This window comes from Chelatococcus caeni (genome assembly GCF_014196925.1).
Classification (GTDB): Bacteria; Pseudomonadota; Alphaproteobacteria; order Rhizobiales; family Beijerinckiaceae; genus Chelatococcus_A; species Chelatococcus_A caeni.
Genome location: NZ_JACIEN010000005.1, coordinates 343,544 through 368,568, shown reverse-complemented (window position 1 = coordinate 368,568; position 25,025 = coordinate 343,544). Strand labels below are relative to the sequence as shown.

Genomic DNA, 25,025 nt, shown 5'->3' with positions numbered 1-25,025 from the left:
AAATCTATGACGCTGCCGCGCGGAGGATCCGCCGGGCGCGGGCGAGGAGCGGCGCATCGACCATGGCCCCGTCGAGCTTGACCGCCGCGCCCGAAGCCGCGGCCGCGACGACGCGCCGGGCCCAGGCGACATCGTCCTCGCTCGGCCGGAACGCGGTCCGGATGGGCCCGACCTGCCGGGGGTGAACGGCGAGCTTGCCGCCGAAGCCGAGCGCGGCGGCCCGCCGCGCATCCGCTGCGGCGCTCTCCTCGTCGAGCGCCGTGGTGACGCCGTCGACGGGCGCCGGCAGGCCCGCGAGGCGCGAGCGCAGCACGATCTCGCTGCGCGCCATGAGCAGGGCCTCCCACGCGTGCTCGCAGCCGAGATCGAGCGCAAAATCGAGCGACCCGAAGGCCGCCGCCGTCACGCCGGGGGCGGCGAGGAGAGACGGGAGCTGCGCCAGCCCCCGCACGGTCTCGACCAGCGGCACGATCGCCCTCGCCTCGCCGAGGACCGTCCGCAGGGCGGCGATGTCGGCCGCCTCCTCCGCCTTAGGCAGCATGACGCCATGGGCGGCGGACGCGGCGACAGCCGCCAGGTCGTCGTCGAACCAGCCGCTCGCCCGCCCGTTGATGCGCACCAGCACCCGGCAAGCGTCTACCGGCAGGCGGGCGAGATTGGCGCGTGCCGCCGCCTTCTCGCCCGGCGCCACCGCATCCTCCAGATCAACGATGATCGTCCCCGCGCCGCTCGCCGCCGCCTTGGCGAAGCGTTCCGGCCTGTCGGCGGGAACGAAAAGGGGTGAAAGAAGCGAGAGGTCGGCGGTCATCGTCATTGCTGAAGGGCACGATCGGCCGCGGCTCCGGCCGCGACCGAGGGTGCTCACATCTCCATCTTCATCGGCTCGGGGAAGTAGCGGAAGCCCTCGCCGTCCTTGGCCACATGGCCGACGCCCGGCCAGGCGAAGTGATAGGCGAGGATGGGGATGCGGTTCGCGGCCAGCATGGTCAGCATCTTCACCCGCGACTGCGCCGCCTGCTTGGGGTCCGTGTCATAGGCGAATTCCGTCAGCGGCTTCTTCATGAGCAGCACGGGATGGTGCGTGAGATCGCCGATGTAGCAGAGCTGCTTGCCGCCCGTGGTGATCATGAAGATGGTGTGGCCGACCGTGTGCCCCGGCGCGGCAATCGCCTGGATGCCGGGCAGGAACTCCTCCCCGTCCTTGAAGAAGACCATGCGGTCGCGATTGGGCAGGAGGTTCTTCTTCGCCGTGTCGAGGAAGACCGCGAAGTCCTTCGGCACCTTCGTCTCGTCGGTCCAGAAGTCGAAGTCGGCCTGGGCAATGTAATACTGCGCATTGGGGAAATGGCGCGTGCCGTCGTCCGCCATGCAGCCGCCGCAGTGGTCGATATGCGCATGGCTCATCACCACGGCGTCGATGTCCTTCGGGTCGATGCCGGCCTGCTTCATGGAATTGAGCAGCTTGCCCGTCGTCGGGCCGAAGAGCTTCAGGCTGCCCATGCCGGTGTCGAAGAGGACGAGCCGGTCGCCGGTGTTGAGGATGAGCACGTTCTGCTCGAGCACCGCGTTCGACAGCGGCAGGAAGTTGTCGGTGAGCTGCTGGTCCATCTCCAGCGGCGAGAGGCCGAGGAAATTGGTATGCGGATCACCGAGCGGCAGCGTGCCGTCGGAGACGATGGTCGCCTCCGCATCGCCGAACTTGAAGCGGTAATAATAGGGTGCCGGCTCGCCGATCATCGGCGCCTTGGCGAGGAGGCCGCCCGGATGCATCAGGGCGAGCGCGCCGCCCGCGGCGGCTCCCCGGACGAGCTGACGACGCGACAGCTTGAAGTCGAGACTCTTCATCGAACGTCCCTCCACTTGGCTTTTGCCCGCATCCGCTTGCAACGCCCCAGGCCCGGATGCCCGGCCCGGCACTCCACTTCGTTCCGCCCCTCAGATCGTGCGTCCGCCATCGACCTCCAGCACGACGCCGGTGACGAACTCCGCCTCGTCGGAGGCGAGGAAGAGGCAGGCATTGGCGATGTCGCGCGGCGTCGAGAGGCGCCCGAGCGGGATGGTGGCGAGGAACTTAGCCCGATTCTCCGGCGTGTCGGGCGCGCCGATGAAGGCTTCCAAGAGGCCGGTGGCGCCGAGGACCGGGGCGATGCAGTTGACGCGGATCCTGTCCGGCGCCAGCTCGACCGCCATGGACCGGGACAACAGGTTCACCGCCCCCTTGGTCGAGTTGTACCAGGTCAGCCCCGGCCGCGGCCGGATGCCGGCGGTGGAGCCGATATTGACGATGGCGCCGCCGCCGGCCGCGCGCATCAGCGGCACCACGGCCCGCGTCATATGGAAGATCGACTTGACGTTGATGTCGTAGACGCGGTCGAACTCCTCCTCGCTCACCTCCAGCATGGGCTTGTTGCGGTGCGTCCAGCCGGCATTGTTGACGACGATGTCGATGCGCCCGCCGCCGTGCCCGGTCGTCGCCGCCACGGCCCTCTCGATGTCGGCCGCCTTCGTCACATCGCCGGCGACGGCGCGGGCGGCGGAGCCGATGGACGCCGCCATCTTCTCCGCGCCCTCGCCGTTGAGATCCATGATGACGACCCGGGCGCCCTCGCGGGCGAAGGTCGCGGCGATCTCGGCGCCGAAGCCCGAGGCTCCGCCCGTGACCAGCGCCGACTTGTCCTTGAGCCGCATGGTGCGTTCCTTCCCGTTCTTTTCAGTTGTGCTTGAAGACGATGGTGCGCAGCGTCGAGAAGTCGTGGAGCGCCGCGAAGCCCTTCTCGCGGCCGTGGCCCGACTTCTTCATGCCGCCGAAGGGCAGTTCGATGCCGCCGCCCGCGCCGTAGGCGTTGACATAGACCTGGCCGGCGCGGATGGCGCGGGCGACGCGCGTCGCCCGGCTGGCGTTCTCGGTCCACACCCCGGCGATGAGGCCGTAGTCGGTGCCGTTGGCGAGCGCCACCGCATCGGCCTCGTCGTCGAAGGGAATGACCGCCATCACCGGGCCGAACACCTCCTCGCGCGCCAGCGCGTTGGTGCGCGGCACGGGGCCGAAGAGCCTCGGCGCGACGAAATAGCCCTCGGCCGGCGTGCCCTCGGCGATGCGGCCCTCGGCGAGAAGGTCGATGCCGTCCGCGCCGGCGCCGTTGCAGAATTGCTCGACGCGCGCCTTCTGCCGGGCGCTGATGATCGGCCCGAGGTCGAGGTCCATCTCCGGCGTGCCGGCGCGCAGGGTCGCGAAGCGCTCGACGACGGCACCGACGATGCGGTCATAGGCCGAGCGTTCGACAAGGAGGCGCGAGCCCGCCGAGCAGGTCTGGCCGGCGTTCTGGACGATGGCATTGACGAGGGTCGGCAGCGCCGCATCGAGGTCGACGTCGGCGAAGACGATCTGGGGCGACTTGCCGCCGAGCTCGAGCGTGCAGCCGATGTGGTTGCGCGCCGCCGCGGTCTGGATGAGCACGCCCACCTCGGGGCTGCCGGTGAAAGAGATGAAGTCGATGTCCGGATGCTCCGACAGCGCGCGTCCGGCGACGCCGCCGAGCCCAGGCACGACATTGATCGCCCCTTCCGGGAAGCCGACCTCCGCGGCCATCTCGGCGATGCGCAGCGGCGTCAGGCAGGCCTCCTCCGCCGGCTTGATGACGGTGGCATTGCCGACGGCGAGCGCCGGCGCCAGCGTGCGGCCGAACATCTGCGCCGGATAGTTCCAGGGGATGATATGGCCGGTCACCCCGTGCGGGGCGCGCTCGGTGGCGACGAAATAGCCCTTGAGGAAGGGGATCGTCTCGCCGTGGAACTTGTCGGCCGCGCCGCCGTAGAACTCGAAATAGCGCGCGAGCGCCGCGATGTCGGCCCGCGCCTGTTTCATCGGCTTGCCAGTGTCGCGCGCCTCGAGCCGGGCGAGATCCTCGGCGGCATCAAGGACGGCCTCGCCGAGGCGCGAGAGGAGCCGCCCGCGCTCGACGGCGGTGAGGCGTCCCCAGGCACCCGTCTCGTAGGCGCGGCGCGCGGCTTTGACGGCCTTGTCGATGTCCGTGGCATTGCCGGCGGCGATCTGGGCGAAGGGCTTGCCGTCGGCGGGGGCGAAGACGTCGATGGTGCCGCCGCTCTCGCACGGCTGCCATTCGTTGTCGATGAAGACGCCCTTGGCGGGCACGAGCCGGGCGGCCTCGCGCCGCTTGGCGGTGGCGGAAACGGTCATGGCGCTATCCTTCAGGCGGCGGCCCGGCGGTCGATCTCGCCGCGCTCGATGGTGATCGTGCGCTCGGCGAAATGTTTCAGCAGGGCGGGATTGGATTCGGTGATGATGAGCGAAAGCGTGCGGTCGGCGTCGCGCAGGGCGCGCAGCGCCTCGGCGTAGCGGTTGGCGAGCACGGGCGCGAGGCCCTGGAACGGCTCGTCGAGCAGCACGAGCCGCGTGCCGAGCATGAGGGCGCGCCCGAGCGCCACCATCTTGCCCTGCCCGCCCGAGACGGAGCCGGCCGGGCGCTCGGCAAGCTGCGCAAGCTCCGGCAGGATGGCATAGACCCGGTCGAGCCGGCGCTTCGTCTCCGCCGCCGACAGCCGCGCGACGCGCGCCGGCAAGAGGATGTTCTCCGCGATCGAGAAGGCGGAGAAGAGCCGCCGGTCCTCCGGCGCATAGCCGATGCCGAGGCCGGGACGCTCGTGCGCCGGCACCGGGTCGATGGCGCGACCGTCGAGCCGGATCGAGCCCGAATAGTCGATGAGGCCCATGAGGGCGCGCAGCGTCGTCGTCTTGCCCGCGCCGTTGCGGCCGACGAAGGCGACGGTCTCCCCCTCGCGGACGCGGAAGGCGACGCGCCGCAGCACGGGCGTGCCGGCGATGGAGACCGAGATGTCGGCGAGTTCCAGCATGGCATCAGCCTCCGATCACGGTGCGCACGACCTCGGGGTCGTTGAGGACCTCCGCGGGCGGGCCCTGCCGGCTGATGGTGCCGGCGCTCCACACGGCGACGCGGTTGGCGTAGCGGGAGACCATCTCCATGTCGTGCTCGACGAAGACGGCGGTGACGGCCCGCTCCCTCAGCGCCGCAACGAGCGTGTCCATGATGGTGAACTTCTCCGAGGAGGCGACGCCCGAGGTCGGCTCGTCCATCAGCAGCACCTCCGGTTTCAGCGCGAGGGCGAGCGCGATGTCGACCAGCTTGCGCTTGCCCTCGGGCAGTTCCCCCGCCTTGCGGTCGGCGACGTCGGCGCAATCGACGAGGGCGAGCAGGTGCTCGACGTCGCCGCGCTCGGGAATGTCGGCGAGACGCGCGAAGGGGGCGAAGCGTCGCGCCTGTGATGCGGCGGCGATCAGCATGTTCTCGCGCACGCTCTGCTCGAGGAAGAGCTGCGGGATCTGGAAGGCGCGGGCGATGCCGAGGCGCGTGATGGCGCGGGGCGAGGAGCCGAGAATGTCGCGCCCCTTGAACTGCACAGTCCCGCCCTGGGGCTTTAGGTAGCCGGTGCAGATGTTGAGGAAGGTCGTCTTGCCCGCCCCGTTCGGCCCGATGATGGCGAGGTGATCGCCGGCGAAGACATCGAGCGAGACGCCGTCGGCTGCGACGACGCCACCGAAGCGGATGGCGATGCCGCGGGCGGAAATGAGCGCGCTCATCGGCCACCTCCCACGATGCGAAGCGGCCGGGGCTCGCGCGCGGGCGCGTCCGGCGCGTCCGCCTCCTCAGGGGCGGGCTCGGCGCGGGCGGAGCCGCCCGTGAGCCGGCCCCACAGGTCCGCCGCCATGCCGACGATGCCGCGCGGGGCGAAAAGGATGACGGCGAGAAGGACGATGCCGAGCGTCATCTGCCACGTGTCGCCCACATAGGCGGCGGCGGAGGAGCGGATGAACTCGTAGACGAAGGCGCCCGCGAGCGCCCCGGCGACATGACCCGTGCCGCCGAGGATGGCGACGAAGACGAACTCGCCCGAGCGCACCCAATAGGCATAGTCGGGCGTCGCGATGCCCTGGATGGCACCGACGAGCGCACCGCCGAGGCCGGCGAGCACGGCCGAGGCCACATAGGCGACGAGGAGCACGAGGCGGGCCGAGATGCCGAGATATTCGACGCGCGTCTCGTTCGACTTGATGGCTTTCAGCGCATGGCCGAGCGGACTGTCGAGGAAGCGTGCGCCGCCATAGAGCGCAAGGGCGAGGATGGCGAGCGAGACATAGTAGAGAATGGTCTCATATTGCGCGCGCCCCATGGCCTCGCCGAGGATGGTGGGGCGCGCGATGCGCAGCCCGTCCGAGCCGCCGGTAACGTGGATGAACTTCTCCAGCATCGAGAACAGCACCATGGAGAAGGCGAGGTTCAGCATGCCGAAGAAGATGTAGCGGTAACGCACCACGAAGACGCCGACGAGAAGGCCCGCGAGAAGCGAGGCGAACGCCGCCGCGACGAGGAGCAGCACCAGTTCCCCGCCCGCCATGGCGCGGCCGACGAAGCCGATGGTGTAGGCCCCGACGGCGAAGAACATCGCGTGGCCGAAGGACACCTGGCCCGCCTGCAGGAGAAGGATGATGCCGAGCACCGGCAGCGCCTTCGCCCAGACGATGGTGAGAAAGCTGCCGGACGAGCCCGAGACGATGGGATAGGCGACGGCCACGAGCGCGGCGACGGCAAGGAGGGCGAGACGGAGGGAGCTGTTCGTCGCCATGGCTCAGATCTTCCGCGCCGTGGCTTTGCCGAAGAGGCCCTCGGGCCTCACGAGGAGGACGAGCACCATGATGAGATAGGGCATCAGCACCTCGAGCTCGGGAGCGAAGAAGACGGCGAAGGAGCGGCCGAGGCCGATGGCGAGCGCCGCCACCGCCGCGCCCTCGATCTGGCCGAGACCGGCCGTCGCCGCGACGGCGAAGGACAGCACGATCATGTCCGCCCCCATGCCAGGAAGGATCGAGGTGGTCGGCGCCGCGAGCGCGCCGCCGAGCGAGGCGAGCGTCGTGCCGATGACAAAGGTGAGGAGGAAGACGCGGCTCGCGTTGATGCCGATGGCGGTCGCCGCCTCGCGATCCTCGGTCACGGCCACGATGACGGCGCCGGCGAGCGTGCGGCGCAGGAAGAGGCGCAGCGCGAGGAGAACGGCGATGGCGACGAGCGGCAGGAACACCACCTGATAGGCCGTATAGGTGATGCCGGCGACGGCGACATTGCCGAGAAGGCGCAGCGGCTCGCTGTAGAAATAGGGCTGCACGCCCCAGATCAGGCGCTGGGCATTGTCGAGGATCATGAAGACGGCGAAGGTGACGAGCAGCTGCAGCGCCTCCTCGTGCCGGTAGATCCGCTGCAGCAGGAAACGCTCCAGCGCACCGCCGACCACGACGCCGACAGCCGCGGCCGCCACGACGAAGAGCGGATAGCTCAGCCAGGGCGACAGGCCGAGGGCCGAGAGCCCGAGGCCGAGGCTCGCCGCCGCATAGGCGCCGAGGGCATAGAAGCTGCCGTGCGCCACGTTGAGGATGCGCATGACGCCGAAGACGAGCGTCAGGCCGACGGCGACGAGGAAGACGAGGGAGCCGTAGGCGACCCCGTCGAGGACGGCGAGGATGATGATGTGTGACATCGGACCCGCTGCACCAGGAATGCTGCGCCAGGAATGACGGACGGCCGGACGCCCGGGGCACACGGCCCCGGGCGCAAGAAGTCACTTGCCGTGCTTGTATTCCTTGGCTGGCGTCTCGATGAAGCCGGCGCCGAGGCCCTCGATCCATTCGAGCGACTTGCCGCCGGACGGGGCCATGATGGCCTCGGCATCGAAGATCATCATGTCGTCGATGATGGGGAACGGATGATCGCCGGTGGTGCGGGTGACGCCGATGAGCTGCGCCTCGAGCCCCTGGTTGTCGGGCCGGATGGTGATGGGCCGGCCGTAGCCGCGGAACTTCAGGCCGTCCATGGCGTCGACCACCTTCTCCTTGTCCGGGAAGGCGCCGCCGTTCGCCGCCGCAGCCTTGTCATAGGCGGCTTCGAGCGCCGCGAAGGCCTGGGCCATGTGGAAGGCGGGATAGATCGGATAGGCGCCGGTCCGCTGCTTGAACTCCTCGACGAAGCTCTTGAAATCGGCGTCGTCCTTGTACTCCGGATGCAGGAAGTAGTGATCGCCGCGGGCGCCGACGATGACACCGTCCGGCAGCTCGCCGGCGAGGCGCTGCAGCGAGGATTCGGCGAGCGGCAGCACGAAGGTCGACATGCGGAAGAGGCCGCGCTGGTTCGCCTGCCGCACCAGGGTGTCGAGGTCGCCGCCCCAGGAGGTGGAGAGGATGACGTCCGGGCGGGCGGCGAGCAGCCGCGAGATCTCGGCCGAGAAATCCGGCGCGCCGAGCTTCGGGAAGAGCTCCGCCACCACCTGAACATCCGGCTTCAGCTTCTTGAGCGCGGCCGAGAAGAGCTGCCAGCTGTCGCGGCCCCAGGCGTAGTCCTGGTTGACGACGGCGATGGTCTTGAAATCGGGCTTCGTCTTGAGGAGATAGAGCAGCGCCGCCATCATCTCCGGCGTCGCATTGGCCTGGGTGCGGTAGTTGTAGCGGTGCTCGCCCTCCTCGAAGATGCGCTGCGTGCCGCAGTCCCACATCAGGTTGAGCACCTTGAGGTCCTCGGCGAGCGGCGTGAGGTTGACGCAGTTGCCGGAGGAGATCGCCGCCATGGTGACGTCGACCTTCTCGCTCTCGACGAGGCGGCGGTATTCGGCCGTCAGCGTCTCGGCGCCGGCACCCTCGTCGATGAAATAGAGCTTCAGCGGCACGCCCTGGATGCCGCCCTTCTTGTTGATGCGCTCGGCCAGCATCTCGGCCGCCTGCTTGCCCGGCACGCCGAAGACCGAAGCCGCGCCCGAGGTGAAGGTGGTGATGCCGACCTTGATCTCGGCCGGCTTCTGCTGCGCCATCGCCGGCGCAGACAGGATGAGCGACAGTCCGAGCCCGGCCGCCAATGCGGCCAGCTTTCCGCCATGCTTCACGGCTGATCCTCCCTGATGATGATGTCGGCCTCTTCCGGGCCTGAATTCGACATCGAAGACGCTCGGGGAGTTTTGCCTGCAAAGCAAAGACAGAGTTGCTTTGGCCGGTATAAGCAAATGTTCTTGGTGGCTTCGTGATGGCCGGCAGGTGGAAGGCGAGCTTATAGCCCGGATATTGCTTCTGTATTGGCACCTCTCGCCTAGGGCGGCGCAGGATGGACGACAAATGCTCGGGGAGGACATATGCCGAGGCCGTTGAGCGGACTTCTGGTCGTGACGCTGGAACAGGCGGTTGCGGCGCCCTATGCCTCGTGCCGGCTCGCCGATGCCGGGGCGCGCGTCATCAAGCTGGAGCGGGCCGAGGGCGACTTCTCCCGCGGCTACGACCGCTTCGCCAAGGGCTCCTCCTCCTATTTCGTCTGGCTCAACCGCGGCAAGCAGTCGTGCCGCGTCGACCTGCGCAACCCGCAGGATCTCGCCCTGGTGCAGGCGATGATCGCGGAGGCCGACGTCTTCATCCAGAACCTCGCGCCCGGCGCCACGGACCGCCTCGGCATCGGCAGCGAGGCGCTGCGCCGCGACCATCCGCGGCTCATCACCTGCGACATCTCGGGCTATGGCGACAGCGGCCCCATGCGCGAGCGCAAGGCCTACGACCTGCTCGTGCAGGCCGAGAGCGGGCTCGCCGCGATCACCGGCACGCCCGACGGGCCATCGCGCGTCGGCGTCTCGGTCTGCGACATCGCCACCGGCATGCATGCCTATGAGGCGATCCTCGAGGCGCTCATCGCCCGCTCACAGACCGGCCACGGGACGGGGGTCAAGGTCTCGCTGTTCCACTCCATGATGGACTGGATGAACGTGCCGTGGATCTCCCATGCCTACGGCGGCAAGACGCCCCGGCGCATCGGCCTCGCCCATCCGTCCATCGCCCCCTACGGCATCTTCACCTGCGCGGACGGCGCTTCCTTCCTCATCTCCATCCAGAACGAGCCGGAGTGGCGGATGTTCTGCGCCGACGTGCTGGAGCGGCCGGAGCTGATGGAAGATTCCCGTTTCCGCACCAACAACGACCGCGTGGACAACCGGGCTGCAACCGATGCGGCCGTGCAGGAGGCCCTCGGCCGTCTTCGCCGCGAGACGGTGGTGGAGCGGCTTGAGCAAGCGCGGATCGCCTACGGGCGCCTGTCGGAGGTGGCCGACATCGGCGAACATCCGCAGGCGCGTTTCATCACGGTCGAATCCCCCGGAGGTGCGCTGCGCATCTTCTCGCCCGCCGCCACCTTCACCGACGGCGAGCGCAGCTACGGGCCCGTGCCGGCCCTCGGCAGCCACGACGAGGCGCTGCGCCGCGAGTTCGGCACCGCCGCGGCGGAATGATCAGGACGCCTCGGCGAGGCTCGCGTCCCAGGTGCCCTCGATGACGAGCTGGCGCAGGATGTCGTGGCAGAGCGCCTCGATGGCGACGGCCGCGGCCGGCAGCGGCCGGTCGGACGCCGTGGCGACGAAGACCTTGCGCCTTATCTGCGGCCGCGCCAGCGGCCAGGCGCGCAGGCGTCCGGCCGCGCATTCGGCCTTGATGGCCATGGCCGGCAGGATCGAGAAGCCGTAGCCCGATTCGACCAGCGTCTTGATGGGCGCGTAGGAATCGATCTCCGTATCGGCATTGAGCGCGGCCCCGCACTCGACCGCCGCCACCTCGTCGAGCAGGTCGCGCAGGCCGTGGCCGGGGCTCGGCACGACCAGCGGCAGGGCGATCGCCCGCGCGTAGTCGATGGGATCGCGGAACGGCCGGGCATCGTCGAGTGTCGCATCGGCCGGGCCGAACAGCAGCAGCTCCTCCGACAGCACATGCGAGAGCTTCAGGCCGCGCCCGTCGATGCCGCGGTAGAGCACCGCGATGTCGATCTTGCCCTCGCGCAGCCAGTCGAGGATGAAGCCGCTCATCGCTTCCGCCACTCGCAGCTTGATGCGGGGATAGCGCTTCGCCGTCTCCTTGATGAGCCGGGCGCTCAGGACCTGGCTCACCGTGCCCGGCACGCCGAAGCGCACCTCGCCCGAGGGCGCGACGCTGTCGCCGCGCACCTGGTCCGGCAGGGCATCGAAGGCCTCGAGAAGATGCCTCGCCTGGGCCACGAGCCGCTCGCCCGCCTCGGTCAGCTGCACGCCGCGCGAGGTGCGGAAGAGCAGCTCGGTCTTGAGGTCGAGCTCCATGTTGCGCACGTGCTGGCTGAGCGCCGGCTGGGCGACATGCACGCGCTCGGCCGCGCGGGAGAGCGAGCCCTCCTCGGCGATGGCCACGAAATAGCGCAGATGACGGATGTCCATGGTGGCGACGATATAGCACAATCTTATCGGCGCCAGCTCCAAAATATCTTTGCAATATGCCCCATCGCCCCGCACGGTCACGCTGCAGCATGAGGGAGCCGCCCCGGCCATGAACGCGAGACCGTCCGGCATGCAGGAAGACATGGACCTCGAACCCGTCCGTGCGACGACGCGGGCGCTCTGTGCGAAATTTCCCGGCGAGTACTGGCGCCGGCTCGACCGCGAGCGCGCCTATCCGACCGAATTCGTCACCGCCATGGCCGAGGCCGGCCTGCTGGCGGCCCTGATCCCGGAGGAATACGGCGGCAGCGGCCTGCCGCTCGCCGCCGCCGCGGCGATCCTCGAGGAGGTGCATGCGAGCGGCGCCAACGGCGGCGCCTGCCACGCGCAGATGTACACCATGGGCACCCTGCTCCGGCACGGTAGCGAGGCGCAGAAGAAGCGATACCTGCCGAAGATCGCGAGCGGCGAACTGCGCCTGCAGGCCTTCGGCGTGACCGAGCCCGGCGCCGGCACCGACACGCTCTCCATCACGACGACGGCCGAGCGGCGCGGCGACACCTATGTGGTGCGCGGCCAGAAGGTGTGGACGAGCCGCGCCCAGCATTCCGACCTCATGATCCTGCTCGCCCGCACGGCGCCGAAGGGCTCGCTGCCGTCGCGCACGGACGGGCTGTCGGTCTTCCTCGTCGACATGAAGGCGGCGCCCCCCGGCCGGCTGCGCATCAGCCCGATCCCCACCATGATCAACCACGCCACGACCGAGGTGTTCTTCGACGAGCTCGAGATCCCGGCGGACGCGCTCATCGGCGAGGAGCACAAGGGCTTCCGCTACATCCTCGACGGCATGAACGCCGAGCGCATCCTGATCGCCGCCGAATGCGTGGGCGACGCCCGCTGGTTCATCGAGAAGGCGACCCACTACGCCAGCGAGCGCAAGGTCTTCGGCCGGCCCATCGGCCAGAACCAGGGCATCCAGTTCCCCATCGCCCGCAACTATGTCGAGCTGCACGCCGCGCGCCTCGCCGTCGCCCACGCCATCGGGCTCTACGACAGCGGCCAGCCCTGCGGAGCGGAGGCGAACATGGCCAAGCTCCTCGCTTCGGAGGCCTCGTGGCACGCGGCCGACACCTGCCTGCAGACGCACGGCGGATTCGGCTTCGCCGAGGAATACGACGTCGAGCGCAAGTTCCGCGAGACGCGGCTCTACCAGGTGGCGCCGATCTCGACCAACCTCATCCTGTCGCACGTGGCCGAGAAGGTGCTCGGCCTGCCCCGCTCCTTCTGAGGCCATCATGAGCGACTGGAACGCCTGGCTCGGCCGCAGCGAGCGGCGCGGCGACGACATCGTCCACAGCCCGGCCGTGCGCCTCGCGGCGACGCTCGGCGACCTGACCACCTCCTATCATCCCGACACGGCGACCCTGCCACCGCTGTGGCACTGGCTCTACTTCCTCGACGCAACCCCGCGTGCCGACATCGGGCTCGACGGCCATGCCGCCAAGGGGGGCTTCCTGCCGCCGATCCCCCTGCCCCGGCGGATGTATGCCGGCGGGCGCTTCACCTTCCCCGGCAGGCTCACCTTCGGTGCGGTGGCCGAGCGGGTCTCGACGGTCGCCTCGCTTGCCGAGAAGACGGGCCGCACCGGCCCGCTCGCCTTCGTCACCGTACGCCACGAGGTGAGCCAGGGCGGCGTCCTCGCCGTCACCGAGGAGCACGACATCGTCTATCGCGAGGCCGCCCAGCCCGGCGCGCCGCCCGCCCCTGCGTCGCGGGCCGAGCGCCCGGTCGAGGCCGAGGAGACCGTCGCGCCGGACGAGGTGATGCTGTTCCGCTTCTCGGCGCTGACCTTCAACGGCCACCGCATCCACTACGATCATCCCTACGTCACCGGCGTCGAGGGTTATCCCGGCCTCATCGTGCACGGGCCGCTGATCGCCATGCTGCTGTTCGAGTACGCCCGGCGCTCGCAAGGCGGGCGCGACGTCGCCGCTTTCAGCTTCCGCGCCGCCTCGCCGCTCTTCTGCGGCACGCCACTGCGCCTCGTGCGGACTGCCGGACCGGAGGCCGCGCCCGTCTTCGAGGCACGCGCCGAGGACGAGCGGCTGGTGATGACGGCGACCGTGACCTTCGCCTGACGAACGCGCAGCCTACATCGCCGCCGCGCTCGCCCGTCCGGCCGGGCCGGTGAAACATTGCGAGAACAGCTGCGCGACCGGCGCGCCTTTCGCCATGGCGTAGACGGCGTCGATGGTCCGGCCGGCTTCGGCCCGCGCCACGCCGCCGAGGGCGAAGAGGTCGAGGGCCTTTTCGCTCAACTCCTCGCGCGTCAGCGGATAGTCGGGATCGCCCTTGCAGACGGCGCGGACCTCTTCAAGTCGTTCGCCGCCCGCGAGCGTCACGGCGACCTTCGCCCCCCATGCGCCGGGATAGCCGGCGTTGACGGCTTCATCGAGCGCGAGCGCGGTCCTCGCCCGCAGGTCGGCGAGCCGCTCGCGGGCTTCGGCCTCGAAGCTCGCTTGCACGACCTTGCCATCCGCGAGCGCCGCGGCGACGCAATGCTGCAGCGAGAACTTGGCGCCGTAGGGCTCCCGCGGCTTCGGCCGGTCGCAGACGTCGATGCCGGCGCGGTAGGTGCCGATAGCGACGTCCGCGATGAGCCGCCCGGCGATACGGCCATGGAGCGCGATGGCTGCATCGATGGCCGGGTGCGTGTGCCGGCAGCACGGCCAGGGCTTGATCGAGGTGAGCGCGAGCTGCCACGGCGCGGCAGGGTCGGCGAGGACGGCTTCCGGATCGGGGTCCGGGCACAGGCCGACGAAGAACCCTTTCTCGCCCTCGAGGATCGAGGCCGGACCGGTGAAGCCCTCGCGCGCCAGCAGCGCGGCAAGGACGCCGGATTCGGCGGCGCGGGCGGTGTGCAGATGCTTGCTCATGGCGCCGGCGGCGAGAAACTCCCACAGCCCGCTCGCCTGCGTGCCGGCATTGCCCAGCGCCCAGACCGTGCGCTCGTCGTCGAGCCCGATGAGATGCGCCGCAGCCATGGCGGCACCGAAGGGCCCGCAGGTCGCGGTGTTGTGCCAGACGCGGTAATGGGCCTTGCCGACGGCGTTGCCGATGCGGCAGCAGGCCTCGTACCCGTGGAGGACCGCCGTGAGAAAGGCCCGGCCATCTGCGCCGCCCGTTTCGGCGAGCGCCGCCGCGGCCGGGATGATCACGGTTCCCGGATGCGTGACGGAGGTGCGGTGCAGGTCGTCGAGCTCGAGGATATGGGCGAGGCCACCGAAATGGAACGCCTGCCGGCCGATGTCCCCCGTGCCCCACGGCGCGACCGCGGCGATGGCCCGCGCCGGCGCCGTATCGCGCGCGCCGACGGCGCAGGCGAGCGTGTCGACGACGAAGAGCGCCGCCCGTTCGAGGTCGTCCTCGCCCACCCGTCTTGCCCGGATGAGGCGAACGAGTTCGGACGTCAGGCTCATGCGCTTGTCTCCCTTCGGCCGCGATGGGATGCGATTTTCCTCCCGCGCGCCAATAGAAGATTGCGATGGCAGCTATCGGCGGGACTTTTGGGCCCGCCCGCCCGGCCACTGACGCGGCTCCGGCGCGTCAGGGCGCCTCGTCCGTGCGGCCGAGCCGAGCCATCATCGCCGTGATATCGGCGGCGAAGAGCTGCGCCGCGGCGCCGAGGGTGCGGCCGCGCTTCTTCAGCAGCATGGACCGGGCCCCGACCAGCGGCCCGTCGGTGAGGGCGACGGTCACGAGCCCGCCGTCGATGCCGTGGATGGCGAAGCGCGGCAGGAAGGTGACGCCGCTGCCCTCGCGCGCGAATTCGAGCAGCAGGGCGATGGAATTGCTCTCCACCTGCTTGCGCAGGCGAAAGCCGCCGAGCCACTCCGCCTGCTCGATGGCGCGGCGCGTGCCGTAGCGCGTCAGCTGGAGCGCGCATGGCACATCCGCGAAGGCCGACAGCGGCAGCCGCTCGGCGCCGGCGAAGGGATGGCCCCTGTTCATCACCGCGAAGACCGGCGTCGCCGCCTCGGCCAGGCAATCGAGCGCAGGCGTGAGGCGCGGGCTGAAGGCGAGGGCAAGGTCGAGTTCGCCGGCGCCGAGGCGCTCCAGCATCTGCTCGGTGCCCGCCGTCTCCGCATGCAGCGTCACATTGGGATGGGTGGCGAGGAAGCGCGCCGTGCGCGTGCGGAAGGTGGCGGCGATGAAGCCCTCGCCGATGGCGAAGCGCACGATGCCGCGCTCCCCGCCCTCGACGGCCGACAATTCCTCGATGAGGCGCTCGTCGAGCCGCCAGCGCTCCTGGGCGTGCTGCGCCAGGAGTTCGCCCGCGACGGTCGCGCGAATGCCGCGCCGCCCGCGCTCGAGCAGCGGCACGCCGAGGTTGAGCTCGATGGCGCGCACGGCACGGCTCACCACGGAGGGCGCGACGCCCATGGCCTCGGCTGCGCCGCGGATGGAACCGGCATCGAAGGCGGCCCGGAAATATTGCAGCGAGCGGTCGTCGATGGAGCGCAGGGCGCGCGCCAGCCGCCCGCGGGCTTGGGTCAGGCCCCGCCGGCTGCGCTCGCCGCCATCTCCATCAACCGTAGCCAAAGCTGAAGCCGGGCTTCTCCGCTGTCTCGATCCAGATGCTCTTGGTCTGCAGGTATTCGTCAAGTCCCTCGCGCCCGCTCGAGCGGCCGAAGCCGCTGTCCTTGAAGCCGCCGAACGGCGTCATCACGCTGATCGACTTGTAGGAATTGACCCACAGCGTGCCCGCCTCGAGCTGCGAGACGACACGCATGGCGCGCCCGACGTCGCGGGTCCAGACCGCACCGGCGAGACCGAAGTCGCTGTCGTTGGCGATGGCGAGCGCCTCCGCCTCCCCGTCGAAGGGAATGACGCCGACCACCGGGCCGAACACCTCCTCGCGTGCGATCTCGAGGTGGTTGGTGACATCGGCGAGCACAGTCGGGCGGTAGAAGAAGCCGTCGTCGTATCCGGCCGGCCGGGCACCGCCCGCAAGAAGCCGGGCGCCGTCGCGCCGGGCCTGCGCCACCATCGTCTCGATGCGCTCGTACTGGCGCGCGTTCTGCACGGGGCCGACCTGCGTGCCTGTCGCCAGCGGCGCACCGACCACGATCTTCTCGGCAAGCGCGGCGAGCCGCTCCGTGACCTCGCCGTAGATGCTGCGCTCGACGAGGAGCCGCGAGCCGGCGACGCAGCTCTGGCCCGCGCCGGAGAAGATGGCGCCGGCAGCGCCGCCAACGGCCTTCTCGATGTCGGCATCGGCGAAGACGATATTGGCCGACTTGCCGCCGAGCTCGAGCACGCAAGGCTTGACGCCTTCGGCGCACAGGGCGGCGATGCGCCGGCCCGTGGCCGGCGAACCGATGAAGGCCACCTTGCGCACGGCGCGGTGGCGGATGGCGGCTGCACCCGTCGTGTGGCCGAGGCCGGTCAGCACGCCGACGGCCGCTTCGGGCACGCCCGCCTCGATCATGAGCCTGCCGAGGGCGAGCGCGGTGAGCGGGGTGTTCTCGGAGGGCTTGAGCAGCACCGCATTGCCGGTGGCGAGCGCGGGGGCGGCATTCCAGCCGGCGACGAAGAGCGGCGCATTCCACGGCGTGATGATCAGCACGACGCCGTAGGGCACCTTCATGGTCTGGTTGACGTGCGAGGTCGGCACCGGAATGACCTCGCCGTGGATCTTGTCGCACCAGCCGGCGTAATACTCGAACATCTCGGCGACCTTGATCGCCTCGGCGCGCGCATCGGCCAGCGGCTTGCCGACATTGACCGCCTCCATGCGGGCGAGATCCTCGGCCCGCTCGCGCACCAGGGCGCCGACGCGATGGAGGATGCGGCCGCGCTCGGCAGCCGTCAGCCCCCACCACGCCTTGCGCCCCTCATCGGCCGCCGCCGCGGCGGTGGCGACGAGCGCCTCGCCCGCATCGGCATAGGTGAGGAGGGTGCGCCCGCTCGCCGGGTCGGCGACCGTCACCGTCTCGCCGGCGCCGTCGACGAGGCGGCCGGAGACGAGGCTCGCCACCCGGGCCTCCTCCCCCCAGAAGGGGGAAAGGAGCGAGCGCGCGTCGCCAGGTGCTGCGGAAAGGGCGGTCGCGGAAGGGGCGGTCATGCGGGATCTCCCAGAACGGCGCGGTTGAAGTCGGCAGCCGGGCCCCAGCCCCTGGTCAGCGCATTCCAGCGCTCGCGCACCTCGCGCAGCATGGGGATGGCGAGGCCCGTGCGCTCGGCGAGCTCGAGCGCGAGGCCGACGTCCTTGGCCATGAGGCCCATGGTGAAGCCGGAATCGAAGCTGCCGCTCGCGATCCAGCGCGGATAGTTCACCTCCGTGACGGCGCTGCGGCCGGAAGCGCCGTTGACGACCGTGATCAGCCCCTCCTGCGAGGCGCCTGCGGCGACGCCGGCGCGCATCGCCTCGCCGGCGAGGATGAGATGGCCGGCGACGAGCACGTTGTTGACCAGCTTGGCGATGTGGCCGTCGCCCGGCCCGCCGACGACCGAGACCTTCTGGCCGAGGATGGCGAGCACGGGCCTCGCGCGGTCCACCGCCTCGGCCGTCCCGCCCACCATGATGGCGAGCGTGCCGGCCGCGGCACCGGCGGGCCCGCCGCTGACGGGCGCATCGACGAGCGCGTGCCCGGCCGAGGCGAGGCGGGCGTGCAAGGCGCGCGTCAGGTCCGGATCGCTCGTCGAGGTGTCGATGACGAGCCGACCCTTGACGGGCGAGGCGGCGAGGCCGCCCTCCCCCGTCAGCACCGCCTCGACGGTGGCCGGGAACGGCAGCGACAGGACGATCGTCTCGGCCTCGCGCCAGATCGCGGCGAGGTCGGCGGAGACCTCGGCGCCGGGGACCGTTGCCGCCGCCTCGCGGGCGCCGGCGGAGACGTCGTAGCCGATCACCGGCACGCCCGCCCGCGCCAGGGTCGCGAGCATACCCTGCCCCATGCGGCCGAGACCGACGACCGCAACCTTCTGCACTGCCATGTTGTCAGACCTTCTCAGCCGGTGATGCGCAGCACGAGGTCGGCGATGACGACCGAGCCGATATAGGTGCCGAACATCACGCAGATGGCGACGACCACGATCTTCCAGCCCGACTTTCGGGCGATCGTGAACTCGTTCTTCGTGAGCGCGAGGCCCGCATAGGCGAGCGCCGGCGTCGCCATGGCGAGGAAGTTCAGCTTGCCGACCGCCTCGTTGACGACGGCCGCCCCCGGCACGCCGGGGATCGTCGCGATGATGGCGACGAGGGAGATCCAGGCGACGCTCGGCAGGTAGAACGGCATGTACTTGGCGATGACAAGGCCGACGATCGTCATGGCATAGAGGCAGGCCATGCCCGGCAGCGCCTCGAGCGGCGAAACCTTCGTCGCCACCCAGTTGCCGACGAGCGCGACGGCGCAGACGACGAGGAGCTGGACGGCATGGCTGGCGAGGTCGATCGAGCGGCCCTCGGCCGGCGTATCGGAAATGGCGATCTCGTTGTTCATGGCTGAGGCTCCTCAATGCATCGTGCTGGCGCGGTCGGCCGGCGCACAGGTGCGGTAGAGCCACTCGGTGAGCGGCAGGGCGAGGAAGAGGCCGGCATAGAGCCCCGTGGCATAGGTCAAGATGTTGCTCGCCGCGGCGAGGGCGAGGATGAGGTCCTTCTGATCCGGCACGACCGCGGCAAGGCCGCCGGTGCAGGCCGCGAGCATCGAGCCCGAGCCGACGCCGCAGGACATGGCGAGCGCGCGCACGTCGAAGATGCCGAGCCCGTGCACGAGCGGTGGCATGATGGCGAAGATGAAGGTGCCGATCAGGGTGCCCGTGGCATAGACGCCCATGGCGCCGGCGCCCTCGGGGCTGTTGAGCCCGTACTTGTCGGCGATGAGGGCAAGGTTCGGCTCGCGGTCGATGGAATAGCTCGCGCCGATCGCCTCGCGGCCCATGCGCAGGAGGAAGACCGCGACCGGGAAGGCGATGAGGATCGTGCCGAGATTGCCGAGCTCCTGCAGGATGAGCGCGGGCCCGGCAGCGATGATCTTCTCGATCTGCGGGCCGACCGTCGTGCCGAAGCGGGCAATGAAAGGCATGATCGCGATGGTGATCATGGTGCCGGCGAGCTTCGTCGCGTCGTGGTTCAGCACCTTGCCCGTCGCCTTGAGCACGTTGGGATTGAAGATGATGCCCAGCGCGAAGGCGTAGAGGATCGGCAGGAGGATCACCGCCCCGATGCCGATCGGCACGCGGATGAGGCCGATGACCTCGGACACGACAACGATGGCGAGAACCGCCAGGTGAAGAACGAGCGCGGGACCGATCGCCCCGCCGCGGCTGGTAGCCATGAGAAGACCCCCTCTGTGGCGCCGGCCGTCGTTGATTCTCGAACGCTCGCGCCCACGATCTGGCCGGCAAGGGGGCACCATGCCGGCAAAATTGCGTTGCGAATAGAACTGTTTTCGCGCCGTAGAGTTGCGCTGTGAGCAACGCTGAGGCGGATGTTTGTTGTGACTGGGTTCTAAGGAGACCGATCTACCGTTCCTTGAAACGCCATGCGTCGCCTGTCATATTGAAACAGGACACTTGACGCATGAGGTGGATGATGCCGGCCGCTGCCAACGAGATTTCCCCGGAGAAAGGGCTCGGAGATCTGCAGAAAGTCGCGAAGCTGCTCGGGGGCTCGCGCGTATTGTCGCGTCAGATCACAAGCCCTCTCGATGCCCATGATTTGCTGCTGCACGGACTGCCGACATCGGCCTTGAATTACCTCATCGCCCATCTCGCCGTGCTGCGTAAGGGGGACTCGCTGGAGAAGGCCGTCGGCATGAGCGTGCGGACGTTTCAGCGTCGCAAGGACGCGCCGTCCAAGCCACTCAGCCAAGAGCAGAGCGGGCGGACATGGAAGTTCGCCGAAATCCTTGCCAAAGCGGTCGACGTGTTCGGCTCCCAGGAAGAGGCGGAGCAATGGCTCGAGCGTCCGGCGATCGGCCTCGAGCACCGCCGCCCGATCGATCTCCTGTCTACCCCGGCCGGCATCGAACTCGTCGAAGACCACCTCGAACGGCTCGCATACGGTGTCTATGCATGATGCCGCTTCCCGCCGCACTCGGCGGCCGTGAGCTTCTGGCATGGCGGCTCGATCAGGCCAATTTTGCCGCCGGCTGGGATAGCGGCGAAGGCGCCTATCGTGTCGGCGGGCGCTGGAACAGCAAGGGGGTGCGGGCCGTCTATTGCTCGATCGACCCCGCGACGGCCATTCTTGAAGTAGCCGTCCATAAGGGCTTCAAGACGCTCGACACCGTCCCGCACATGCTGACAGCCGCGGTTATCACCGACACCTCGGCTGTCCAGGTCGTGTCCCCCCACGATGTTCCCAATCCGAACTGGTTGCGGCCGGGGATTCCGAGCGCCGGCCAACAGGCATTCGGCGACGATCTTCTCCGTCAGCACCGGTTCGTCGTGATTCCAAGCGCGGTTTCTCCGCACAGCTGGAATTTGATCTTCACGGCGAGCATGGCCGCCGGGGCCTATGCAATGAAGCATCAAGAGGCATTTGCGCTCGATCCGCGACTTCACCCGCCGGCAGCGGAATGACGGGCCGGCGTCGTCCGCGCACCTCACGCTTGCGACGCGGGAAAAGACCTGAGGCGGCAGGCTTTCACCCGCCGCCTCAGGTCTTGAGGCGATAGCCGGTCCGGAAGATCCAGCTGACGACGGCGAGGCAGAGCACGAGGAAGGCGAGCGTCATCGCGACGCTCACCGTGATGTTGACGTCGGAGATGCCGTAGAAGCTCCAGCGGAAGCCGCTGACGAGATAGACGACCGGGTTGAACAGGCTCACCGCGCGCCAGAAGGGCGGCAGCATGTCGATGGAATAGAAGCTGCCGCCGAGGAAGGTGAGCGGCGTGACGACGAGCAGCGGCACGAGCTGCAGCTTCTCGAAATTGTCGGCCCAGATGCCGATGACGAAGCCGAGCAGGCTGAACGTCACCGCCGTCAGCACGAGGAAGGCGAGCATCCAGAAGGGATGCTCCACGCGCAGCGGCACGAAGAGAGCGGCCGTCGCCAGGATGATGAGGCCGAGGATGATCGATTTCGTCGCCGCCGCGCCGACATAGCTGACCACGATCTCCATCGGCGAGACCGGCGCCGACAGCACCTCGTAGATGGTGCCGACGAAGCGCGGGAAATAGATGCCGAAGGAGGCGTTGGAGATGCTGTGCGTCAGCAGCGTCAGCATGATGAGCCCGGGCACGAGGAAGGCGCCGTAGCTCACGCCGTCGATCTCGGCCATGCGCGGGCCGATGGCCGCGCCGAAGACGACGAAATAGAGGGAGGTGGAGATGACGGGGGAGACGATGCTCTGCAGCAGCGTGCGCCCGGCGCGCGCCATCTCGAAGCAGTAGATAGCGCTGACGGCGTGGAGGTTCATCGGGCGTTCCTCACGAGGCTGACGAAGATTTCCTCCAGCGAGCTCTGCCGCGTCTGCAGGTCGCGGAAGCGAACCCCTGCCCCGGAGAGGTCCTGCAGCAGGGTGGTGATGCCGGTGCGCTCGCCCTGGGTGTCGTAGACGTAGGTCAGTTCCGTGCCGTCCTCGGAGAGCTCGAGCGCATAGCCATCGAGGCCGGGGGGCAGCGCCTCGAGCGGCACCTGCAGGTGCAGCGTCAGCTCCTTGCGGCCGAGCTTGCGCATCAATTCGTCCTTCTCCTCGACGAGCACGAGCTCGCCGCGGTTGATGACGCCGATGCGGTCCGCCATCTCCTCCGCCTCCTCGATGTAATGGGTGGTGAGGATGACCGTAACGCCCGTGTCGCGCAGCGTGCGCACGACGTTCCACATGTCACGCCTGAGCTCGACGTCGACGCCGGCGGTCGGCTCGTCGAGGAAGAGGAGCCGCGGCTCGTGCGCCAGCGCCTTGGCGATGAGCACCCGGCGCTTCATGCCGCCGGACAGCGTCATGATCTTGGCGTCGCGTTTGTCCCACAGGGAGAGGTCCTTCAGTACCTTCTCGACATAGGCCGGGTTCGCCGGCTTGCCGAAGAGCCCGCGGCTGAAGCTCACGGTGGCCCAGACAGTCTCGAAGGAATCGGTCGTCAGCTCCTGCGGCACGAGGCCGATGATGGAGCGCGCGGCCCGGTAGTCGGCGATGATGTCGTGCCCGTCGACCCGCACGGTGCCGGCGCTCGGCCTCACCAGCCCGCAGACGATGCTGATCAGCGTCGTCTTGCCGGCGCCGTTCGGCCCGAGCAGCGCGAAGATCTCGCCGCGCCGGATCTCGAGATCGATGCCCTTCAGGGCCTCGAAGCCGGATGCATAGGTCTTCGAGAGATTCGTGATGGAGAGGATGGGCTGCATGCGCGGCAAGATAGCGTCGGCGCGTGCCGTTTCGACGGTTTTTTCCGGCTTGCCGGATACGGCGTCCGGCTCGGCCTCCGCGACAGCCGCGTCGTGGCCATGGGTGGTGGGCATGGATCGGTCCTTGCGAGGGTGCAGGCCCGACAAGTGGGGTCACGCTTGCGTGATCGCAACCCGTTCACCGGCTGCGACCGCACGTTGCCCGCGCTTCAGCCAGGCCCGCGGCGCCTCGCCCGTCATGCGCCGGAACATCGTGATAAAGGCCGCGATGCTTTCATAGCCGAGGTCGAGCGCCACAAGGGTCACCGGCTCGCCGTCGGCAAGGCGTGGCAGCGCGGCGAAGAGGCAGGCCTGCTGGCGCCACAGGGAGAGGCTGAGCCCGGTCTCGCGCTGGAAGGTGCGGGTGAAGCTGCGCCGACTCATGCCGGCGGCCTTCGCCCAGGCGTCGATGGTGACATGCGCCGAAGGCTCGGCGAGGAAGCGGCGGCACAGCGCGACGAGCTGGGGATTGGCCGGAAAGGGCAGCGCCAGTGGCCGCTCGGGAAGGCGCGGAATCTCGTGCAGGATGAGGTCGAGCAGCAGCGCGTCGCGGCCGGCCGCGGGCACATCGCGCGCCAGCGCCATCGCCTCGACGATGAGGCTGCGCATGAGGCTGGTGACGGCGACCACGCGCAAATCTTGCGGCAGGCCGGGAATGGCCGCGGGGTGGACATAGACGGAGCGCATCGCGACGTCGCCGAGCATGTCGACCGCGTGATCGATCCCCGCCGGCAGCCAGATGGCATGGCCGGGCGGCACCATCCAGCGGCCGCTGTCCGTGTGGACCATGGCGACGCCGGACAGGGCATAGAGCAGCTGCGCGCGCGTGTGGCGGTGGCGCGTGACGTGATGGCCGTCCGGATAGTCCGCCGGCAGGGCGATGACCGCCGCCTGCGCGCTGTCGATCCACTCCCGGCGCTGCCGATCGACATGCAGGGGCTGCATGACGCTACGCCCATTCATGCGCCACCCTCAGACTTGGCCCAGTCACGAAACTTTTGGACCAAAACACGAAAGTAGTACGCCCGCAAGCGGCCTATGGAAGAAGCAGCAAGCCATCGGAGCCCAGCCCGTGACCGACACGCCCGTCACCGCCAGATCCCATGCCGAGAACACGGCCTTCCTCGTGATCGCGGCGGTGAGCCTGTGCCATCTCATCAACGACGTCATGCAGTCGCTGCTGGCGGCGATCTATCCGATGCTGAAGCGCGACTACGGGCTCGACTTCTGGCAGATCGGGCTCCTGACCATGACCTTCCAGGGCACGGCATCGCTGCTGCAGCCGATGATCGGCCTCTACGCGGACAAGCGGCCGATGCCCTATTCGCTGCCCGTCGGCATGGGCTCGACCTTCGTCGGCCTGATGGTCCTTGCCTTCGCCAGCGACTACCTCCTCCTCGTCGCCGGGGCGGCGCTGATCGGCATCGGTTCGGCGATCTTCCATCCCGAGGCCTCGCGCGTCGCGCGTCTCGCCTCCGGAGGACGCTACGGCCTCGCCCAGTCGCTGTTCCAGGTCGGCGGCAATTTCGGCTCGGCGCTCGGGCCGCTGCTCGCCGCCTTCATCGTCGTGCCGCGCGGCCAGGCGAGCGTCGCCTGGTTCTCGGTCATCGCCTTCATCGGCATGGCCATCCTCTGGCAGGTCGGCGCCTGGTACGCGCGCTATCAGGCGCGGGCGACGCAGCGCCCGAAGGCGACGCGTGCGGTCACGATCGCCCGGCACAAGATCGTCGTCGCCCTCGTCGTCCTCGCCATCCTCACCTTCTCGAAGAACGTCTACATGGCGAGCATCTCGAGCTTCTACACCTTCTACGTGATCGACCGGTTCGGCGTGTCCGTGCAGATGTCGCAGGTGATGCTGTTCGTCTTCCTCGGGTCGGCGGCGGCCGGCACGATCCTCGGCGGCCCGGTCGGCGACCGCATCGGGGCCAAGGCGGTGATCTGGGTGTCCATCCTCGGGGTGGTGCCGTTCACCCTCGCCCTGCCCTATGCCAGCCTCGAGTGGACGATCGTGCTCTCGGCCATCATCGGCCTGGTGCTCGCCTCGGCCTTCCCCGCCATCGTCGTCCTGGCGCAGGAGCTCGTCCCCGGCCGCGTCGGCATGGTCGCCGGCATCTTCTTCGGCCTCGCCTTCGGCACGGCCGGCATCGCGGCGGCGCTGCTCGGGGTCGTCGCCGACGCCAAGGGCATCGCCTATGTCTACTGGCTGTGCTCCTTCCTGCCGCTGCTCGGGCTCCTCACCATCTTCCTGCCCAACCTGCGGCGCGGCGGGGCCGCCTGATACGGCGCGACGCGAAGGCGACAGCGTACCGACGAGGGAGAGCCGGGAAACGGCGACGCCCCTCCTTCAC

25 protein-coding genes are annotated in these 25,025 nt (G+C 69.2%); 6 read left to right on the top strand and 19 right to left on the bottom strand.

The window, feature by feature from the left end; all coding sequences use genetic code 11:
- Positions 1-4: 4 nt before the first annotated feature.
- The 9 genes from GGR16_RS19960 to GGR16_RS19920 form a co-directional block, all read right to left on the bottom strand.
- Positions 5-814, bottom strand: coding sequence for an HpcH/HpaI aldolase/citrate lyase family protein (locus tag GGR16_RS19960; RefSeq protein WP_183317749.1), 810 nt, complete (start codon positions 812-814; stop codon positions 5-7).
- Positions 815-861: 47 nt separating this feature from the next.
- Complete coding sequence (locus GGR16_RS19955; protein WP_183317748.1) at positions 862-1,845, bottom strand: MBL fold metallo-hydrolase; 984 nt, start codon at positions 1,843-1,845, stop codon at positions 862-864.
- A 90-nt stretch (positions 1,846-1,935) separates the two neighbouring features.
- Entirely contained in the window at positions 1,936-2,688 is a 753-nt protein-coding gene (locus GGR16_RS19950; RefSeq protein WP_183317747.1) for a glucose 1-dehydrogenase, read from the bottom strand.
- 22 nt (positions 2,689-2,710) lie between these two features.
- Positions 2,711-4,198: an aldehyde dehydrogenase family protein gene (locus GGR16_RS19945; RefSeq protein ID WP_183317746.1), complete on the bottom strand. Its 1,488-nt coding sequence runs from the start codon at positions 4,196-4,198 to the stop codon at positions 2,711-2,713.
- A gap of 11 nt (positions 4,199-4,209) precedes the next feature.
- Positions 4,210-4,872, bottom strand: a complete 663-nt coding sequence (locus GGR16_RS19940) for an ABC transporter ATP-binding protein (RefSeq protein WP_183317745.1) — start codon at positions 4,870-4,872, stop codon at positions 4,210-4,212.
- A 4-nt stretch (positions 4,873-4,876) separates the two neighbouring features.
- Positions 4,877-5,617 (bottom strand): ABC transporter ATP-binding protein, encoded by a 741-nt coding sequence (locus tag GGR16_RS19935; RefSeq protein WP_183317744.1) that lies wholly within the window; start codon positions 5,615-5,617, stop codon positions 4,877-4,879.
- Positions 5,614-6,660: a branched-chain amino acid ABC transporter permease gene (locus tag GGR16_RS19930; protein ID WP_183317743.1), complete on the bottom strand. Its 1,047-nt coding sequence runs from the start codon at positions 6,658-6,660 to the stop codon at positions 5,614-5,616. The genes GGR16_RS19935 and GGR16_RS19930 overlap by 4 nt, the downstream gene beginning before the upstream one ends.
- A gap of 3 nt (positions 6,661-6,663) precedes the next feature.
- The gene (locus GGR16_RS19925; RefSeq protein WP_019403337.1) at positions 6,664-7,566 is read right to left on the bottom strand and encodes a branched-chain amino acid ABC transporter permease; all 903 of its coding nucleotides are present in this window, start codon (positions 7,564-7,566) and stop codon (positions 6,664-6,666) included.
- Between the two features lie 81 nt (positions 7,567-7,647).
- A complete protein-coding gene (locus GGR16_RS19920) occupies positions 7,648-8,958 on the bottom strand; it encodes an ABC transporter substrate-binding protein (protein ID WP_245258924.1) in 1,311 nt (436 codons plus the stop codon).
- A 243-nt stretch (positions 8,959-9,201) separates the two neighbouring features.
- On the opposite strand from GGR16_RS19920, the gene GGR16_RS19915 reads away from it, so the two are divergent.
- On the top strand, positions 9,202-10,338 hold the full coding sequence (locus GGR16_RS19915) for a CaiB/BaiF CoA transferase family protein (RefSeq protein ID WP_183317742.1): 1,137 nt from the start codon (positions 9,202-9,204) through the stop codon (positions 10,336-10,338).
- Here the strand turns inward: GGR16_RS19915 and GGR16_RS19910 are convergent, their stop codons facing one another.
- Positions 10,339-11,286 carry a LysR family transcriptional regulator gene (locus tag GGR16_RS19910; protein ID WP_040405018.1) on the bottom strand — a complete coding sequence of 316 codons (948 nt, stop codon included), beginning with the start codon at positions 11,284-11,286 and terminating at the stop codon, positions 10,339-10,341.
- A 130-nt stretch (positions 11,287-11,416) separates the two neighbouring features.
- Between GGR16_RS19910 and GGR16_RS19905 the strand changes: the two genes are divergently transcribed.
- Positions 11,417-12,574 (top strand): acyl-CoA dehydrogenase family protein, encoded by a 1,158-nt coding sequence (locus tag GGR16_RS19905; RefSeq protein ID WP_183317792.1) that lies wholly within the window; start codon positions 11,417-11,419, stop codon positions 12,572-12,574.
- Positions 12,575-12,581: 7 nt separating this feature from the next.
- Positions 12,582-13,424, top strand: coding sequence for an HTD2 family dehydratase (locus GGR16_RS19900; protein ID WP_183317741.1), 843 nt, complete (start codon positions 12,582-12,584; stop codon positions 13,422-13,424).
- A 12-nt stretch (positions 13,425-13,436) separates the two neighbouring features.
- Here the strand turns inward: GGR16_RS19900 and GGR16_RS19895 are convergent, their stop codons facing one another.
- From GGR16_RS19895 to GGR16_RS19870, 6 genes are all read right to left on the bottom strand, one after another.
- Positions 13,437-14,765, bottom strand: a complete 1,329-nt coding sequence (locus GGR16_RS19895; RefSeq protein ID WP_019403343.1) for an MmgE/PrpD family protein — start codon at positions 14,763-14,765, stop codon at positions 13,437-13,439.
- 127 nt (positions 14,766-14,892) lie between these two features.
- Entirely contained in the window at positions 14,893-15,888 is a 996-nt protein-coding gene (locus GGR16_RS19890; RefSeq protein WP_019402766.1) for a LysR family transcriptional regulator, read from the bottom strand.
- The gene (locus GGR16_RS19885; RefSeq protein WP_183317740.1) at positions 15,875-17,413 is read right to left on the bottom strand and encodes an aldehyde dehydrogenase family protein; all 1,539 of its coding nucleotides are present in this window, start codon (positions 17,411-17,413) and stop codon (positions 15,875-15,877) included. The genes GGR16_RS19890 and GGR16_RS19885 overlap by 14 nt, the downstream gene beginning before the upstream one ends.
- On the bottom strand, positions 17,410-18,303 hold the full coding sequence (locus GGR16_RS19880) for an NAD(P)-dependent oxidoreductase (RefSeq protein ID WP_343059874.1): 894 nt from the start codon (positions 18,301-18,303) through the stop codon (positions 17,410-17,412). The genes GGR16_RS19885 and GGR16_RS19880 overlap by 4 nt, the downstream gene beginning before the upstream one ends.
- Positions 18,300-18,791, bottom strand: coding sequence for a hypothetical protein (locus tag GGR16_RS19875; RefSeq protein ID WP_183317738.1), 492 nt, complete (start codon positions 18,789-18,791; stop codon positions 18,300-18,302). Before GGR16_RS19875 ends, GGR16_RS19880 begins: the two co-directional genes overlap by 4 nt.
- Positions 18,792-18,803: 12 nt before the next feature.
- Positions 18,804-19,628: a DUF3100 domain-containing protein gene (locus tag GGR16_RS19870; RefSeq protein WP_183317737.1), complete on the bottom strand. Its 825-nt coding sequence runs from the start codon at positions 19,626-19,628 to the stop codon at positions 18,804-18,806.
- Between the two features lie 257 nt (positions 19,629-19,885).
- Between GGR16_RS19870 and parS the strand changes: the two genes are divergently transcribed.
- Together parS and GGR16_RS19860 are read left to right on the top strand one after the other, a co-directional pair.
- Positions 19,886-20,371: a type II RES/Xre toxin-antitoxin system antitoxin gene (gene parS, locus GGR16_RS19865; protein WP_183317791.1), complete on the top strand. Its 486-nt coding sequence runs from the start codon at positions 19,886-19,888 to the stop codon at positions 20,369-20,371.
- Positions 20,368-20,877 (top strand): RES family NAD+ phosphorylase, encoded by a 510-nt coding sequence (locus GGR16_RS19860; RefSeq protein WP_019402772.1) that lies wholly within the window; start codon positions 20,368-20,370, stop codon positions 20,875-20,877. The genes parS and GGR16_RS19860 overlap by 4 nt, the downstream gene beginning before the upstream one ends.
- 76 nt (positions 20,878-20,953) lie before the next feature.
- On the opposite strand, the gene GGR16_RS19855 is transcribed toward GGR16_RS19860, so the two are convergent.
- The 3 genes from GGR16_RS19855 to GGR16_RS19845 form a co-directional block, all read right to left on the bottom strand.
- Positions 20,954-21,715, bottom strand: coding sequence for an ABC transporter permease (locus GGR16_RS19855; protein WP_183317736.1), 762 nt, complete (start codon positions 21,713-21,715; stop codon positions 20,954-20,956).
- Positions 21,712-22,638, bottom strand: coding sequence for an ABC transporter ATP-binding protein (locus tag GGR16_RS19850; protein WP_183317790.1), 927 nt, complete (start codon positions 22,636-22,638; stop codon positions 21,712-21,714). Before GGR16_RS19850 ends, GGR16_RS19855 begins: the two co-directional genes overlap by 4 nt.
- Positions 22,639-22,791: 153 nt before the next feature.
- Positions 22,792-23,640: an AraC family transcriptional regulator gene (locus GGR16_RS19845; protein ID WP_183317735.1), complete on the bottom strand. Its 849-nt coding sequence runs from the start codon at positions 23,638-23,640 to the stop codon at positions 22,792-22,794.
- A gap of 109 nt (positions 23,641-23,749) precedes the next feature.
- Here GGR16_RS19845 and GGR16_RS19840 point away from each other — a divergent pair, with 109 nt between their 5' ends.
- On the top strand, positions 23,750-24,955 hold the full coding sequence (locus GGR16_RS19840; RefSeq protein WP_183317734.1) for an MFS transporter: 1,206 nt from the start codon (positions 23,750-23,752) through the stop codon (positions 24,953-24,955).
- Positions 24,956-25,025: the final 70 nt, after the last annotated feature.

What these genes read in the sequence shown, in the direction of transcription:
- GGR16_RS19950 (WP_183317747.1), bottom strand. Translation starts at nt 2,688, where the DNA reads ATGCGGCTCAAGGACAAGTCGGCGCTGGTCACGGGCGGAGCCTCGGGC.
- GGR16_RS19895 (WP_019403343.1), bottom strand. Translation starts at nt 14,765, where the DNA reads ATGAGCCTGACGTCCGAACTCGTTCGCCTCATCCGGGCAAGACGGGTG.
- GGR16_RS19885 (WP_183317740.1), bottom strand. Translation starts at nt 17,413, where the DNA reads ATGACCGCCCCTTCCGCGACCGCCCTTTCCGCAGCACCTGGCGACGCG.
- GGR16_RS19940 (WP_183317745.1), bottom strand. Translation starts at nt 4,872, where the DNA reads ATGCTGGAACTCGCCGACATCTCGGTCTCCATCGCCGGCACGCCCGTG.
- GGR16_RS19955 (WP_183317748.1), bottom strand. Translation starts at nt 1,845, where the DNA reads ATGAAGAGTCTCGACTTCAAGCTGTCGCGTCGTCAGCTCGTCCGGGGA.
- GGR16_RS19850 (WP_183317790.1), bottom strand. Translation starts at nt 22,638, where the DNA reads ATGCAGCCCATCCTCTCCATCACGAATCTCTCGAAGACCTATGCATCC.
- GGR16_RS19845 (WP_183317735.1), bottom strand. Translation starts at nt 23,640, where the DNA reads ATGAATGGGCGTAGCGTCATGCAGCCCCTGCATGTCGATCGGCAGCGC.
- parS (WP_183317791.1), top strand. Translation starts at nt 19,886, where the DNA reads ATGCCGGCCGCTGCCAACGAGATTTCCCCGGAGAAAGGGCTCGGAGAT.
- GGR16_RS19925 (WP_019403337.1), bottom strand. Translation starts at nt 7,566, where the DNA reads ATGTCACACATCATCATCCTCGCCGTCCTCGACGGGGTCGCCTACGGC.
- GGR16_RS19855 (WP_183317736.1), bottom strand. Translation starts at nt 21,715, where the DNA reads ATGAACCTCCACGCCGTCAGCGCTATCTACTGCTTCGAGATGGCGCGC.
- GGR16_RS19915 (WP_183317742.1), top strand. Translation starts at nt 9,202, where the DNA reads ATGCCGAGGCCGTTGAGCGGACTTCTGGTCGTGACGCTGGAACAGGCG.
- GGR16_RS19960 (WP_183317749.1), bottom strand. Translation starts at nt 814, where the DNA reads ATGACGATGACCGCCGACCTCTCGCTTCTTTCACCCCTTTTCGTTCCC.
- GGR16_RS19935 (WP_183317744.1), bottom strand. Translation starts at nt 5,617, where the DNA reads ATGAGCGCGCTCATTTCCGCCCGCGGCATCGCCATCCGCTTCGGTGGC.
- GGR16_RS19905 (WP_183317792.1), top strand. Translation starts at nt 11,417, where the DNA reads ATGCAGGAAGACATGGACCTCGAACCCGTCCGTGCGACGACGCGGGCG.
- GGR16_RS19900 (WP_183317741.1), top strand. Translation starts at nt 12,582, where the DNA reads ATGAGCGACTGGAACGCCTGGCTCGGCCGCAGCGAGCGGCGCGGCGAC.
- GGR16_RS19860 (WP_019402772.1), top strand. Translation starts at nt 20,368, where the DNA reads ATGATGCCGCTTCCCGCCGCACTCGGCGGCCGTGAGCTTCTGGCATGG.
- GGR16_RS19870 (WP_183317737.1), bottom strand. Translation starts at nt 19,628, where the DNA reads ATGGCTACCAGCCGCGGCGGGGCGATCGGTCCCGCGCTCGTTCTTCAC.
- GGR16_RS19910 (WP_040405018.1), bottom strand. Translation starts at nt 11,286, where the DNA reads ATGGACATCCGTCATCTGCGCTATTTCGTGGCCATCGCCGAGGAGGGC.
- GGR16_RS19945 (WP_183317746.1), bottom strand. Translation starts at nt 4,198, where the DNA reads ATGACCGTTTCCGCCACCGCCAAGCGGCGCGAGGCCGCCCGGCTCGTG.
- GGR16_RS19875 (WP_183317738.1), bottom strand. Translation starts at nt 18,791, where the DNA reads ATGAACAACGAGATCGCCATTTCCGATACGCCGGCCGAGGGCCGCTCG.
- GGR16_RS19930 (WP_183317743.1), bottom strand. Translation starts at nt 6,660, where the DNA reads ATGGCGACGAACAGCTCCCTCCGTCTCGCCCTCCTTGCCGTCGCCGCG.